The 13,591-nt window shown below is 77.6% G+C and carries 13 protein-coding genes; 8 read left to right on the forward strand and 5 right to left on the reverse strand.

Annotated elements, in window-relative coordinates:
* The first annotated feature begins 35 nt into the window (after positions 1 to 35).
* Positions 36 to 1,193: a precorrin-3B synthase gene (gene cobG / locus ACI78U_RS10155; RefSeq protein WP_456875182.1), complete on the forward strand. Its 1,158-nt coding sequence runs from the start codon at positions 36 to 38 to the stop codon at positions 1,191 to 1,193.
* Here cobG and ACI78U_RS10160 read toward each other — a convergent pair.
* The gene (locus ACI78U_RS10160) at positions 1,166 to 2,347 is read right to left on the reverse strand and encodes a glucose-1-phosphate adenylyltransferase family protein (RefSeq protein WP_456875183.1); all 1,182 of its coding nucleotides are present in this window, start codon (positions 2,345 to 2,347) and stop codon (positions 1,166 to 1,168) included. The genes cobG and ACI78U_RS10160 overlap by 28 nt on opposite strands.
* Before the next feature lie 45 nt (positions 2,348 to 2,392).
* Positions 2,393 to 2,980 (reverse strand): TetR/AcrR family transcriptional regulator, encoded by a 588-nt coding sequence (locus ACI78U_RS10165; RefSeq protein WP_456875184.1) that lies wholly within the window; start codon positions 2,978 to 2,980, stop codon positions 2,393 to 2,395.
* Positions 2,981 to 3,039: 59 nt separating this feature from the next.
* On the opposite strand from ACI78U_RS10165, the gene ACI78U_RS10170 reads away from it, so the two are divergent.
* The 6 genes from ACI78U_RS10170 (at position 3,040) to ACI78U_RS10195 (ending at position 8,596) form a co-directional block, all read left to right on the forward strand.
* Positions 3,040 to 3,993 (forward strand): SDR family NAD(P)-dependent oxidoreductase, encoded by a 954-nt coding sequence (locus ACI78U_RS10170; protein WP_456875185.1) that lies wholly within the window; start codon positions 3,040 to 3,042, stop codon positions 3,991 to 3,993.
* A gap of 74 nt (positions 3,994 to 4,067) precedes the next feature.
* Entirely contained in the window at positions 4,068 to 4,688 is a 621-nt protein-coding gene (locus ACI78U_RS10175; RefSeq protein ID WP_456875186.1) for a precorrin-8X methylmutase, read from the forward strand.
* The gene (locus ACI78U_RS10180) at positions 4,685 to 6,181 is read left to right on the forward strand and encodes a precorrin-2 C(20)-methyltransferase (RefSeq protein ID WP_456875187.1); all 1,497 of its coding nucleotides are present in this window, start codon (positions 4,685 to 4,687) and stop codon (positions 6,179 to 6,181) included. The genes ACI78U_RS10175 and ACI78U_RS10180 overlap by 4 nt, the downstream gene beginning before the upstream one ends.
* Before the next feature lie 55 nt (positions 6,182 to 6,236).
* Entirely contained in the window at positions 6,237 to 7,463 is a 1,227-nt protein-coding gene (locus tag ACI78U_RS10185) for an MFS transporter (protein ID WP_456875188.1), read from the forward strand.
* Between the two features lie 99 nt (positions 7,464 to 7,562).
* Entirely contained in the window at positions 7,563 to 8,357 is a 795-nt protein-coding gene (locus ACI78U_RS10190; RefSeq protein WP_456875189.1) for a CPBP family intramembrane glutamic endopeptidase, read from the forward strand.
* 110 nt (positions 8,358 to 8,467) lie between these two features.
* Positions 8,468 to 8,596 carry a hypothetical protein gene (locus tag ACI78U_RS10195; protein WP_456875190.1) on the forward strand — a complete coding sequence of 43 codons (129 nt, stop codon included), beginning with the start codon at positions 8,468 to 8,470 and terminating at the stop codon, positions 8,594 to 8,596.
* 23 nt (positions 8,597 to 8,619) lie between these two features.
* Here ACI78U_RS10195 and ACI78U_RS10200 read toward each other — a convergent pair whose 3' ends face one another.
* The 3 genes from ACI78U_RS10200 to ACI78U_RS10210 form a co-directional block, all read right to left on the reverse strand.
* Positions 8,620 to 8,829, reverse strand: coding sequence for a DUF4177 domain-containing protein (locus ACI78U_RS10200; RefSeq protein WP_456875191.1), 210 nt, complete (start codon positions 8,827 to 8,829; stop codon positions 8,620 to 8,622).
* A gap of 79 nt (positions 8,830 to 8,908) precedes the next feature.
* Positions 8,909 to 10,492, reverse strand: a complete 1,584-nt coding sequence (locus tag ACI78U_RS10205) for a YfjP family GTPase (RefSeq protein ID WP_456875192.1) — start codon at positions 10,490 to 10,492, stop codon at positions 8,909 to 8,911.
* Positions 10,489 to 12,201: an ABC transporter gene (locus ACI78U_RS10210; RefSeq protein ID WP_456875193.1), complete on the reverse strand. Its 1,713-nt coding sequence runs from the start codon at positions 12,199 to 12,201 to the stop codon at positions 10,489 to 10,491. Before ACI78U_RS10210 ends, ACI78U_RS10205 begins: the two co-directional genes overlap by 4 nt.
* Positions 12,202 to 12,318: 117 nt before the next feature.
* On the opposite strand from ACI78U_RS10210, the gene ACI78U_RS10215 reads away from it, so the two are divergent.
* A complete protein-coding gene (locus ACI78U_RS10215; protein ID WP_456875194.1) occupies positions 12,319 to 13,479 on the forward strand; it encodes an EAL domain-containing protein in 1,161 nt (386 codons plus the stop codon).
* Positions 13,480 to 13,591 lie beyond the last annotated feature (112 nt).

Below are 13,591 nucleotides of genomic sequence, written 5' to 3' on the forward strand. Positions count from 1 at the left end.
GGTCGTGGCGCCCGCGTCGTACCGTCGCGGGCGCCATGACCACTGTCCGAACCCGCTCCGACGCCTGCCCGGGTGCGCTGCAGACGCATCCCGCCGCCGACGGCGAGCTGGCGCGGGTGCGGGTGCCGGGCGGGCTGCTGAGCGCCGCCCAGCTGCGGGCGCTCGCCGCCGCGGCGCGCGACCTCGGCGACGGCGGCCTGGAGATGACCAGCCGCGGCAACCTGCAGCTGCGCGGGCTCGCGTCCGGAGCCGTCCGCGAGCTCGGTGACCGGCTGGCCGCGGCCGGCCTGCTGCCCAGCGAGACCCACGAGCGGGTGCGCAACGTGCTGGCCAGCGCGCTCACCGGCCGCGCCGGGGGGCGGCTCGACGCCCGCCCGTGGGTCGCCGCGCTCGACGCCGGCCTGTGCGCCGACCCGGCCCTGGCCGGGCTGCCGGGCCGCTACCTGGCCACCCTCGACGACGGCCGCGGCGACGTGAGCGGGCTCGGCGGCGACGCCGGCCTGCTCGCCCTCCCCGGCGGCGACGTGGCACTGCTGCTCGACGGGGCCGACAGCGGGCTGCGGGCCACGCCGGACGCCGCCGTGGACCTGCTGCTCGCCGCCACCCGCGCCCTCCTCGCCGAGCGCGCCGCCCAAGGTGGCACCGCGTGGCGGCTGACCGAGCTCGACGACGGCCCGGCGCGGGTGCGGGCGCGCCTCCCCGGGTCCCCGGTGCCGCCGGTCGCCGTGCCGGCCGCGCCGCCGGTGGGCCCCGTGGGCGCCGAGACGCAGGCGGACGGGCGGACGGCGCTCGTCGGCGTCGTCCCGCTGGGCCGGCTGTCCGCCGGTCAGGCCGACCTGCTGGCCTCGCTCACCGCGGAGGTCCAGCTGACGCCGTGGCGCAGCGTCGTCGTGCCCGACCTGCCCGAGGACCGCGTCGGCGACGCCGCCGTCGACCTGCACCGCACCGGCGTCGTCTTCGACGCCGGGAGCCCGTGGACGCGGGTGACCGCCTGCGCCGGCCGGCCCGGGTGCGCGCGGTCGCTGGCCGACGTCCGCGCCGACGCCGCGGCCGCCGTCGCGTCCGGCACGGTGCCCGAGGGTGTGCGCGTGCACTGGGCGGGGTGCGGACGCCGGTGCGGCCGGCCGCGCGGGGACGTGCTGGACGTCGTCGCGACGCCGGCGGGCTACGAGGTCTCCTCCGGGTCGGGGTAGCGGGCGCCGGCGGGGATCTCCGTGCCCTCCTCGAGCCGCGCCCGCAGGCCGACGAGGGTGATGTCCCCGTCGCCGCCCACTGTGCAGCCGCGGCCGACGTCGACGGCGTCGTCGACCACCGAGCGCGTCACCGTGGCACCCGAGCGCACCCGCACGCCGGGCAGCAGCACCGAGTCGACGACGGCGGCGCCGGGCTCGACCACCACCCCGGGCGAGAGCACCGAGCCGCGGACGTCGCCCGAGACACGGGTGCCGCCGGAGAGCAGGCTGTTCTCGATCCGGCCGTCGTCGAGCACCCGGGCGGCGCTGTGCCGGCCGCCGCGGGTGTGGATCGGCCAGGCCGGGTCGTCGAGGTCGATCGGCGGCTCCTCCGACAGGAACTCCTGGTGCGCCTCCCAGTAGGACTCCACCGTGCCGACGTCGCGCCAGTACCCCTTCAGCGGGTGGGCCCGCGCGAGGCCGTCGCGCGTCTGCGCCGGCAGCAGGTGGGAGCCGAGGTCCTCCAGCCCCTCCTCGCCCACCTCGGAGCGCAGCTGCTCGAGCCGGTCGAGCGTCGGCTCCGGGTCGAAGACGAAGACCTCGTTGGTGGCGGTGGTCGTGGCCGGCTCGTCGGGCTTGTAGGCGTAGCCGGTCACCCGGTCGCCGTCGACCTCGACGATCCCGTAGCGGGCGGCGTCGTCGGCGTCGACCTCGGTGGTCACCATGGTCACCTCCGCGCCCGACTGCAGGTGCGCGTCGGCCACCTCCCGGTAGTCGAGCTCGTAGACGGCGTCGGCACTGACCACGACCAGCGCGTCGGCGCCGAACCCGCGGACGAGCTCGGCCTGGCGCCACAGCGAGTTGGCGGTGCCGGTGTTCCACCCGCCCCGCTCGGTCCCCTGGAACGGCGGCAGGGTCATCAGCCCGCCGTGCGTCCGGTCGAGGTCCCACGGCCGGCCGTTGGCCAGGTGGTCGGCGAGCGAGGTCGGGTGCTGCTGGATCGACACCCACACGTCGGCGACGTGCGAGTGCTGGCAGTTGCTCAGCGGGAAGTCGATGAGCCGGTAGACGCCCGCGAACGGGACCGCCGGCTTGGCCCGGTGCTGGGTGAGCAGCTGCAGGCGGCCACCGGCACCGCCGGCCAGGACGAGGACGAGCAGACGGGGAAGGGCCATGCCCCCGGCTACCCGCGTGCGCCCGCGGCTACCCGGCGGGCGCGGCTACCCGGCGGGCGCGCCCGGCGACCGGCCGGCGAGGTCCTCGGCGAGCTCGTCCAGCGCGCGCTCCACGCGCCGCGCCAGGCCGGGCCGGGCGGGGCCGGTCAGCCAGGCGCGGTAGGCGGTCCGGAACGCGGCCGCGCCGGCCCCGGCGAGGGCCCGGGCCCGCCCCGGGGGCAGATCCCGGGCGGCCAGCACGTCGGCCAGCGCCTCGATCCAGCGCGCCTGCTTGGCCAGGTCGCGGCCGACCAGGGCCGGGTCGCTGGCGACCACCTCCGCGCGCCGCCGCTGGGCCTCCCGCCCGTCGTGCAGCCGGTCGGCCAGCGAGCCGAGGGCGGCGCGCACGACGGCGACCGGCGCGGCGTCGTCCGGGAGCGACCGCACTCCCTGCAGCAGCGCCCCGAGCAGGGCGTCGTCCTCGGCGAAGAGCACCTCCTCCTTGTCCCGGAAGTGCCGGAAGAACGTGCGCTGCGTGACCCCGGCTGCGGCCGCGATCTGCTCGGTGGTGGTCGAGCCGTAGCCCTGGGCGGCGAACAGCCCGACGGCGGCCTCCTGCAACCGCCCGCGGGTGCCCTCCTGCCAGCGCGCCACGCGACGACCGTAGCCCGGGGCACTTGCGTCAGTCACTGACATCACCCACGATGGTGAGCATGACAGTTCCTGACATCACCGACTGCATCGTCGTCACCGGACCGACCCGCGGCCTGGGTCGCGCGCTGATCCCCGCGCTCGCGGCCGCCCGGCCCTCCACCGCCCTCGTGCTCGTGGGGCGTCCCGGCGCCGCCCTCGAGGCGGCGGCGGAGGACGCGGCCCGCTCCGGCGCCCGCGTGGTGACCGTCCCCTGCGACCTCGCCTCCCTGGACCAGGTGCGGGCCGCCGCGACGACCGTCCGCGACGCCGTCGCCGCCGGCGACCTGCCCCCGGTGATGGCCCTGGTGTCCAACGCCGGCGTCCAGACGGCCGACCGCCGGCAGGTCACCGCCGACGGCCACGAGCTCACCTTCGGCGTCAACGTGCTCGCGCCGCACGTGCTGGTGGAGTCGCTGCGGCCGGCGATGGCCGACGGAGCGCACGTCGTCCTGCTGGGCAGCGGAACCCACCACGGCGACCGCTCGATGGGCCTGGTCGACCCGCCGCGGTGGGAGCACCCGCGCGACCTGGCCCGCCCGGACGGCCCCGACGGCGATCCCAGGGCCGGGTCGCGCGCGTACGCGACCAGCAAACTGGCGGTCGTGTACCAGGCGCACGAGTGGGACCGCCGCCACGGCGGGGCCGCCCCGGCGCTGCGGGTCAACGTCTACGACCCGGGCCTGATGCCGGGCACCGGGCTGGCCCGGCGGCGCACCGCGCTGGAGCGGTGGGCCTGGTCCTGGCTGCTCCCGGTGCTGCGGGTGCTGCCGGGGGTGACCACCCCCCGGCGCTCGGCCCGGGCCCTCGCCGACCTGGTCCTGGGCCGCACGCACGCCGGCCTGCGCGGGGGGTACGTGGAGATCGGCGCGGTGACCCGGCCGTCGGCCGCGTCGTTCGACCCGCGGCGGGAGCGCGAGCTGTGGGAGGTCTGCACCGAGCTGACCGGCGTGCCGGCGGTGGCCGCGCCGGCCTGAGGAGCGCGGCCGGCCTCCGGCGTCCCGGCACGCGGGCGGGGACGACGCCGCGGCGGGCCGTAGCCTCGCGGGCGATGGACGAGTACGAGAAGGACGGCGCCGAGATCTACCGGCAGTCGTTCGCGACGATCCGGGCCGAGGCCGACCTCACCGGCCTGCCCGACGACGTCGCCCGCGCCGTCGTGCGGATGATCCACGCCTGCGGCCAGGTCGACCTGGTGGCCGACGTCGCCTACAGCCCCGACGTCGTCCGGCGTGCCCGCGAGGCGCTCGACGCCGGCGCGCCCGTGCTCTGCGACGCCCGGATGGTGGCCTCCGGCATCACCCGGCGGCGGCTGCCGAAGGACAACGACGTCGTCTGCACCCTCGACGACCCGCAGGTGCCGGCGCTGGCCGCCGAGCTCGGCACCACCCGCACCGCCGCCGCGCTGGAGCTGTGGGGCGAGCGCCTCGACGGCGCCGTCGTCGCGATCGGCAACGCCCCCACCGCGCTGTTCCACCTGCTCGAGATGGTCGCCGCCGGCGCCCCGCGCCCGGCCGCCGTGCTCGGCATCCCGGTCGGCTTCATCGGCGCGGCCGAGTCGAAGGAGGCGCTGGCCGCCTCGGACCTGGAGTTCCTCGTCGTCCGCGGCCGCCGGGGCGGCAGCGCGATCACCGCCGCGGCCGTGAACGCGATCGCGAGCGACGTGGGATGACCGGCCGCCTCTACGGCGTCGGGCTGGGTCCCGGCGACCCCGAGCTGGTCACCGTCAAGGCCGCCCGGCTGATCGCCGCCGCCGACGTCGTCGCGTTCCACGCCGCGCGGCACGGTCGTTCGGTCGCCCGCGCGCTGGCCGCCCCGTACCTGCGGGAGGGGCAGGTCGAGGAGCTGCTGGTCTACCCGGTCACCACCGAGGGCACCGACCACCCCGGCGGCTACCAGGGCGCCATCGACGAGTTCTACGAGGCCGCCGCCGGCCGGCTGGCCGACCACCTCGACGCCGGCCGCGACGTCGTCGTGCTCGCCGAGGGCGACCCGTTCTTCTACGGGTCCTACATGCACATGCACAAGCGGCTCGCGCACCGGTACCCGACCGAGGTGGTGCCCGGCGTGACCAGCGTCAGCGGCGCCGCCGCGGTGGTCGGCCGGCCGCTGGTGGAGCGGGACGAGGTGCTCACCGTGCTGCCCGGCACGCTGCCCGCCGACGAGCTCGCCGAGTGGCTGGCCACCACCGACTCCGCGGTCGTGGTGAAGCTCGGCCGCACGTTCCCGCAGGTGCGGGAGGCGTTCGAGGCCGCCGGCGTGCTCGACCGCGCGCTCTACGTCGAGCGGGCCACCACCGACCGGCAGCGCACGCTGCCCCTCGCCGACGTCGACCCGGCGACGGTGCCCTACTTCTCCCTCGCGCTGCTGCCCAGCCCCCTCACCGCGGCCTCCTCCGCGCCGGCCGACGCCGAGGACGCCGGACCGCGGGCCGGTGAGGTGGTCGTCGTCGGCCTCGGCCCCGGCGCGCGCGGCTGGACGACGCCCGAGGCCGCCGACGCGGTGGCGTCCGCCGACGACCTGGTCGGCTACGGGCCCTACCTCGACCGCGTGCCGGCCAACCCGCGACAGACCCGGCACCCCAGCGACAACCGGGTGGAGGCCGAACGGGCCGCGCACGCCCTGGAGCTGGCCCGGTCGGGACGGCGGGTCGCGGTGGTCTCCAGCGGCGACCCGGGCGTGTTCGCCATGGCCGCCGCGGTGCTCGAGGTGGCCGCCCGTCCCGAGCACGCCGGCGTCCGCGTCCGGGTGCTGCCCGGGCTGACCGCCGCGCAGGCCGTGGCCTCCCGCGTCGGCGCCCCGCTGGGCCACGACTTCGCCGTCATCAGCCTCTCCGACGTGCTCAAGCCGCTCGACGTGGTGCTCGACCGGCTGCGCGCGGCCGCGGCCGCCGACCTGGTCCTCGCGCTGTACAACCCGCGCTCGCGGGCGCGGCCGCACCAGCTCGGCGAGGCGCTGACCGCGCTGCTGGAGGTGCGCAAGCCGGAGACGGTGGTCGTCGTCGGCCGCGACGTGGGCGGGCCGGAGGAGGAGGTCCGGGTGACGACGCTCGGCGAGCTCGACCCGGAGACCGTCGACATGCGCTGCCTGGTGCTCGTCGGCTCCTCGCAGACGCGGGTGACGCCGTCGGGGCAGGTCTACACACCGCGCCGCTACCCCACCTGACGCCGACACGCCGTTGCGGGGAACAACCAGCTCGCGGTCCCGCTTGTCCCCCGGCGTGCCCCGCCTCTCCCGCCCCGCCGCGTTCTGGTCGGTGGCCGGACTGCTCGTGCTGGTGCTGGCCGCCTCCGGGGTCCCGACGCCGCTGTACCGCGTCTACCAGGAGCAGTTCGGCTTCGGCGCCGGCGTCCTGACCCTGGTCTTCGGCATCTACGCCTTCGCGCTGCTGGCCGCGCTGCTGGTGGTCGGGAGCCTGTCCGACCACGTCGGGCGGCGGCCGGTGCTCGCCGGCGGGCTGCTGCTGCAGGCGGTGGCCATGGCCGTCTTCCTCGCCGCCGACGGCGTTGGCTGGCTGCTGGCCGCACGGGTGCTGCAGGGGCTGTCCACCGGCGCGCTGACCGGGTCGCTCGGCGCCACCCTGCTCGACCTGCAGCGCCCCGGCCGGCGGCCGATCGGCGCGCTGCTCAACAGCGTCTCCCCTGGGCTGGGCCTGTCCCTCGGCGCCGTCGGCGCGGGTCTGGCGATCGAGTCCGTCGCCAGCCCGACGCCGTGGGTGTTCGGCGTGCTCACCGTCGTCTTCGTGCTCGGCGCCGCGCTGGTCCTGGTGCTGCCGGAGTCCTCACCGCGGCTGCCCGGTGCGCTGGCCTCGCTGCGCCCGAGGGTCGAGGTGCCCCGCCCGCAGCGCCGCGCGTTCGCCGTCGCCGTCCCCGCGCTGGTCGCGCTGTGGGCGATGGGCGGGCTGGTGCTCTCCCTCGGCCCGTCGCTGGTCGCCGGCGTCTTCGGCGTCACCGACCACGTCGTCGGCAGCCTGCTCATCCTGTGCATGCAGGGCGCCGGCGTCCTCGGCAGCCTGCTCGCCCGCGACCTGCCGCCGCGCCGGTCGATGGGCGGCGGCTGTCTGGTGTTCGCCGTCTCGGTCGGTGTCCTGCTGGTCTCACTGGTCACCGGCTCGCTGTGGCTGTTCCTCCTGTCGGCCGCGGTGTCGGGCGTGGGCTTCGGCGCGGCGTTCCTCGGCGCGGTGGCCCTGGTGACCGCCGGGGTCGAGCCCGGCCACCGCGCGGGGCTGCTGTCGAGCGTCTTCGTCGTGGGCTACCTGGCCTTCAGCATCCCGGCCATCGTCGCGGGCGTCGCCTCGGGCGCCGTGGGGCTGCGGCTGGTCGCCGAGGTCTACGGCGTCGTCGTCGTCCTGCTGGCGGTGGGGGCGGCGGCCGGCCTGCGGTTGTCGGACCGCCGGAACGCCGCTCCGGACCGCCTCGAGGAGCCGGCGGAGCCGCTGGCGGCCTGACCCGCTCCGCGACCGCCGCCCACGAGGCGGACCGGCGCCCGGGCCGGCGGACGACACAGTCCCCCTCCACGGGCAGCCACCGGCCATACGTTGCCGACCATGACCAGCGACGTGTCCGGCCCGGTCGTCGAGGACCCACCCGGCGCGCGCCGGTTGTCCGTGGCCGGGTGGATCGGGCTGGTGGTCGTCTACCTGGTCCTCCTCCAGGGTCTGGCGGTGCTGCTGACCCGCGGCACCGACGCCGGCTACGCCTCCCCGACGACTCCGGACGAGGTGTGGCGCAGCATCACCGTCCCGGTCGGCGTCTCGCTGGCGTTCGTCCTCGCCGCCGTGGCCCACCTGCGGTGGTGGCGGCCCGTGCTGGTGGACGCCCGGCCGGTGCAGCGCTGGGTGGTCGTCGTCCCGGTCCTCATGGGGGCCGGCGCCGTCGCGGCGGTGGACTACGGGGGCCTGGCCGACCGTGGGCTCGGCTTCACCCTCCTGCTGTTGCTCAGCTGCCTGCTCGTCGGGTCCGCCGAGGAGGGCATGTTCCGCGGCCTGGGCGTCACGGTGTTCCGCACCAACGGCTTCCGCGAGGGCCGGGTCGCACTGTGGTCGACCCTGGTCTTCGGCCTGGCCCATGCGACCAACCTGGTCAGCGAGGGCGTGGGGGCCTTCGTCCAGGTGTTCGTCACCGCGGTCGCCGGCTACTTCTTCTACCTGGTCCGCAGGCGCTCGGGCGGGCTGCTCGCACCGGCTCTGCTCCACGGGCTGTGGGACTTCGCCCTGGTCTCCAGCGCAGTCGTCCCCGGCCGGATCCATGCCGGGTTCCTCGTCGCGGTGCTGGTGATGGTCGTCCTCGGCGTCCTCCTGTGGGTGCGCCGGCACCGCATCGAGCCGGCCCCCACGGGTTGAGGTGTCCCGCGGCCGGTCCAGGACACCGGACCCCCCGGTCCGCCGGCCACGCGAGGTCCCGAGGCCCGTCTGCAGGTAGAAGCACGTCCCGGCGGGTACGGACTCCCAGCGTGACCGACGACCCGTCCCGCGAGGACCGTGAGCGGCTGCGCCAGCAGCTCGCCGCCTCCCGGGAGGACCGCCTCGCTGACGTCCGCCTCTGGCTGCTGAGGAGGATCGAGGACCTGAACCCGAACTGAGGCCCCGACCGCCGCCGGGTGGCTCAGACGAGCGGCCGCTCGAAGGTGACCAGGACGCCCTCCACACCGCCGGGCCCGATGCGGCCCTTCACCTCGACGGACGTGATCGCCCGGAGCTGCCAGCCCTCGCGGGCGTACGAGTTGAGGACCTTCTCGAGCTTGCCGCCGGACATCTTCCCGCCGATCATGCCCTCGCGGATCTCCTCGACCTTGTACTCGTAGCGCGCGACCATCGACCGCTCCCCTCGCCGGTGCCGAGAGGCCAGCCTGTCCGGTCCGGCACCCGGTGTCCACGCCCGCCGGTGCCGCACGTCAGGAGCGCGCGCGACCCAGCGCGGCGCAGTAGCGGTCGTGCTCGGCGCGCACCTCGGCGACCGGGGCCAGCACCTCCTCCTCGGCCACCTCGGCCACCCGTGCGGTCAACCGGCGCCGAGCCGTCCGCGCCCGGCGCCGGGCCCCCGCGGCCACCAGCGGCCGGCACACCAGGGCCAGCAGCAAACCGGCGAGCAGCCCGAGGACCAGCAGCACCGTGGGCAGCGGGATCCCCTGCACCCGGGGCAGCGGCACGACGTCGTCGAGCTGCAGCAGGCCCAGTCCGACCAGGCCGATCAGCCACAGCGCCCCGGCCAGCGCCACCAGCGCGAGCAGCCACTGCAGCCCGCCGACCGCGCGCTGCCACAGCGGCGTGCGGTCCGGGCCCAGGTCGGTGCCGGCGACGGCGCGGTCGAGCCGGTCGGGCAGCCGCTCGGCGGTGTCCTCGGTGGTGCGGCGCAGCTCGTCGCGCCAGGCCGGCGGCAGCCCGCGGCCGGCGTCGTCGCGGGCCCGGCGCAGCGCGGCGTCCATGCCGGCCCGCTGCACCGACCCGGCCTGCGGCAGCGAGGTGCGCGACCGCTCGTCGCCCAGGTTCAGCCTGGCCAGCGGGTCGGCGCGCAGCTTGCGTGTCCACCGCAGCAGCGGCCAGCCGGTGTGCGCGGTGCCGGTGCGGCGGGCCGAGCGCTCGACCGCGCCGACGACGGCGGGCACCCCGGCGGCGTCGGCCAGCGCGGCGGTGAGCTCCTCGCGGGCGGCGCGACCGGGTCCGCGGTCGCGGCCGAGGTCGGGCGCGCAGTGCTCGGCCAGCGCGCCGGCCGCGGCGCGGGCGTCGGCGGTGAGCCGGTCGGTCGCCGCCTTGCGCGCGCCGACCCGGCGGGCCAGCTCGGCGCGCAGCTCCGGCAGACCCGGGCCGGTGCGGGCGGCGGTGGGCAGCACCGGCGTCCCGGCCAGCCCCTCCTCGTCCAGCAGCCGGCGCAGGTCGGTCAGGCACGCGACGGCCGCGGCCTCGTCGAGCCGGTCCACCTGGTTGAGCACCACCAGCAGCACGCCCGCGTGCCCGGCCAGCGGTGCGAGGTAGCGGGTGTGCACCGCGTCGTCGGCGTACTTCTGCGGGTCGAGCACCCACACCAGGACGTCGACCAGCTGCACCAGCCGGTCGACCTCCAGCCGGTTCTCCAGCCGCACGCTGTCGTGGTCGGGCAGGTCGAGCAGCACCAGCCCGTCGAGGGCGGGGTCGGGGTCGGCCACCCGGTGCCGGCGGGGCACCTCCAGCCAGTCGAGCAGCCGGTCCGCGCCGTGCTCGCCCCAGACGCTCGCGTGCGCGACGCCGGTGGTGGGCCGCCGCACCCCCGGCGTGCTCACCTCCGCCCCGGACAGGGCGTTGAACAGCGTGGACTTGCCGCTGCCGGTGGCCCCGGCCAGCGCGACGACGGTGGCGTCGCCCAGCGCCTCGCGGGCGCCGGCCTTGGCCAGCAGCTGCCGCGCGGCGCCCACCTCGGGCACCTCCAGCCGCCCCTCGGCCACCCCCACCGCCTCGCGCAGCGCGGCCAGCCGGTCGGCCAGCGGCGTCCCCCGACCCCTCACGCGGCCACGCCCCGGGCCGCGGCCAGCGCGGCGACGGCGGCCCGCAGCCGCCCGGCCGCGTCGGGGGCGTCGGCGACGACGTCCAGCAGCTCGTCGAAGCGCTCCTGCTCGACGCGCAGCAGCCGGTCGGCGCGGGCGTCGAGGTCTGCGCGGGCCCGGGCCGCCAGCTCGCGCACCGCGGCGTCGCCGAAGACCGCCTCGAGCACCCGCTGCCCCACCGCGGTGGTGCCGCCGGCGACCGCGAGCTCCGCGCCGGTCAGCCCCGCCGTCGAGGCGAACACCGCGACCATCACCACCGCCCCGGCGCCGTTGACCCCCCAGGACAGCAGCCGCGCCCGCGAGCGCCGGCTCGCCCCCTCCTCGCGGACCAGGTCGAGCACGAAGCCCTGCCAGTCGCGCACCTCGTCGGCGGCGGCCGGCGCGAACTCCGGCGAGGCGGCGCCCAGCGCCTCCTCGCGCCCGGCCACCAGCGGCCCGCCGCCGGGCAGCGACCGCCACGCGGTCACCGTGCGGTCGGCGGCGCGGTCGGCCTCGGACCGCATCAGCGTCTCGACGCCGGACTCCAGCGCCCCCGACAGCGAGTCGGCCGTCGTCGGCCGGCCGCTCAGCGCGGCCCCGAGGCGGTCCCGCAGCCGGCCCACCTGGTTCTGCAGCGAGCGCATCCACTCGCCGGTGCCGACGAAGTCCTGCCAGCGGGCGAGCACCTCGCCGCGCAGCAGGCTGCCGTTGCCCACGCCCTCGGCGACGGCGTCGCGCGCGCCGTCGTAGGCGGCCTCGGCGGCGTCGGCCAGGGCGGTGGCCGCCGCGGCCTGCTCGTCGACCCCCGCGGCCACCGCGGCGACCCGCCCGTCGAGGCTCTCCAGCGCACCGGCCAGCGTCTGCCGGACCACGGCGGCGCGCTGCTCCTGGTCGGCGGCCAGGCCGCGCAGCCAGTCGCGCAGCGGGGCGACCTGGTCCTCGGGCAGGAACCCGTCGGCCAGCGGCCGCTCCTCGACGACGAACAGCCGCGCGCCGCCCAGGCCGCCGCGCTGCAGCATCCCGGCCAGGTCGTCGGCGACCTCGGTCACCGCCTCGGGCGGGGTCCGGTCGAGGACGACGGCCAGCGCGGTGCCCCGCTCCTGCGCCGTCCGCAGCAGGTCCCACGGGACCGCGTCGGCGTAGCGCGCCGCCGTCGTCACGAAGACCCACAGGTCGGCGGCCGACAGCAGCTGCCCGGCGAGGTCGCGGTTGGCCTCCACCACGGAGTCGACGTCGGGGGCGTCGATCAGCGCCAGCCCCGGCGGGAGCGCGTCGCTGGGCACCAGCCGCAGCCCGCCGGCGACGTCGCGGACGCTGTCGCCCGCGCCGGTGGTGCGCGGCAGGTGCGGGAGCACCCGGTCGCCGGAGAACGCCGCGAGGTCGGCCGGCGAGCACACCAGCACCGGCGCCCGGGTGGTGGGCCGCAGCACGCCGGGCGTGGTGACCCGCGCCCCGAGCACGCTGTTGACCAGCGTGGACTTGCCCGCGCCGGTGGAACCGCCGACCACCGCCAGCAGCGGGGCGTCGAGGTCGCGCAGCCGGGGCAGCAGGTAGTCGTCGACCTGGTCGACGACGGCCCGCGCGGTGCGGACGGTGGCCTCGCGGCCGGGCGTGGCCAGGCCGAGCGGGGCATGCGCCACGGCGTCGCGGAGCTCCTGCAGCGCGTCGGTCAGCGGAACGGGTCCGGTCACCCCCGGTAGGTAGCCCGCGGAGCCCTCCGCTACCCGTTGCCGCCGGTGGACGGCCCGTCCGGGTGAGAGCGGCCGTCGTCGCTCAACACCCGGTCGTGCACGACCGGTGTACCGGTCGTGCGCACCGTGACCCCGCCGGAGACGAGCGGGCCGACGTCCTGGGACGCGGAGCTCGACCGCCTCCTCACGCGGCCCGAGACGCTCCGGCTGGTCTTCCAGCCGATCGTCGACGTCGCCCGCGGCGTCGTCGCCGGCTACGAGACCCTCGCCCGCTTCACCGACGCCGACGGCGGCCCCAGCGCCGCCACCCCCGACCGCTGGTTCGCCGCCGCCGACGCCGCCGGGATCGGCGCCCGGGTCGAGGCCCTGGTCGTCGACCGCTGCCTGGACCTGCGCGCGGACCTGCCGCCCAACTGCTTCCTGACCGTCAACGTCAGCCCGCACCTGCTCCCGGAGCCCGAGCTGGCCGGGCTGCTGCTCGACGCCGGGGACCTCGCCCCGCTGGTGCTGGAGTTCACCGAGCACCAGGACGTCGCCGACGTCCGCCCGCTGCTCGACCTGCGCGACCGGCTGCGCGACCGCGGCGCCCTGGTGGCCCTCGACGACGCGGGGTCGGGCTACTCCGGCCTGCAGCAGCTGACCGCCGTCCGGCCGCAGATGATCAAGCTCGACCGGGCGCTGGTCGCCGGCGCCGACACCGACGAGGTCAAGCTCGCCCTCGCCCAGCTGCTCGGCGAGTTCGGCGGCCGGATCGACGCCTGGCTGCTCGCCGAGGGGGTGGAGACCTGGGGCGAGATGGAGGCCTTCGTCCGGCTCGGTGTCCCCCTCGCCCAGGGCTGGCTGCTCGGCCGCCCCGGCCCGCCGTGGGTGACACTCGACCCCGAGGTCGCCGACCGGCTGCGCCGCACCGGCCTGCGCTCCCGCCTCGTGGAGAACGTCGCCAGCCTGGTGGAGACCGCCGAGCTCGTCGCCGGCGACGGGCCGCCGGCCGGCGGGGGCAACGCGGTGCGGGTCGACCGCTTCGGCCACCCCACCGGCCTGCTCCTCCCCCACCGCCGCGACGGCGACCCGCCCGGGCACCGGCCGGCGCCGGTGAGCCTGCGCGTCCCGGCGTCGGCGCCGGTCGCCGAGGTCGCCCAGCGGGTCGTCACCCGCCCCGAGGCCTGCCGCTTCGACCCGGTCGTCGTCGACGACGTCGGGGCGGTGACCGGCCTGGTCCGGGTCGAGCTGCTGCTGGCCCGGCTGGCCGAGCAGCAGCTCCGGCACCGGCCGCACTGACCGGCGGCCCCCCCCCCCCCCCCCCCCCCCCCCCCCACCCCCCCCCCCGCCGCACCCCCCCCAACAACCCCCACCCCCCCAACTACCACCCCAAAAACCACGACATACTCCT

The sequence above is a fragment of the Geodermatophilus sp. SYSU D00710 genome (assembly GCF_054050195.1).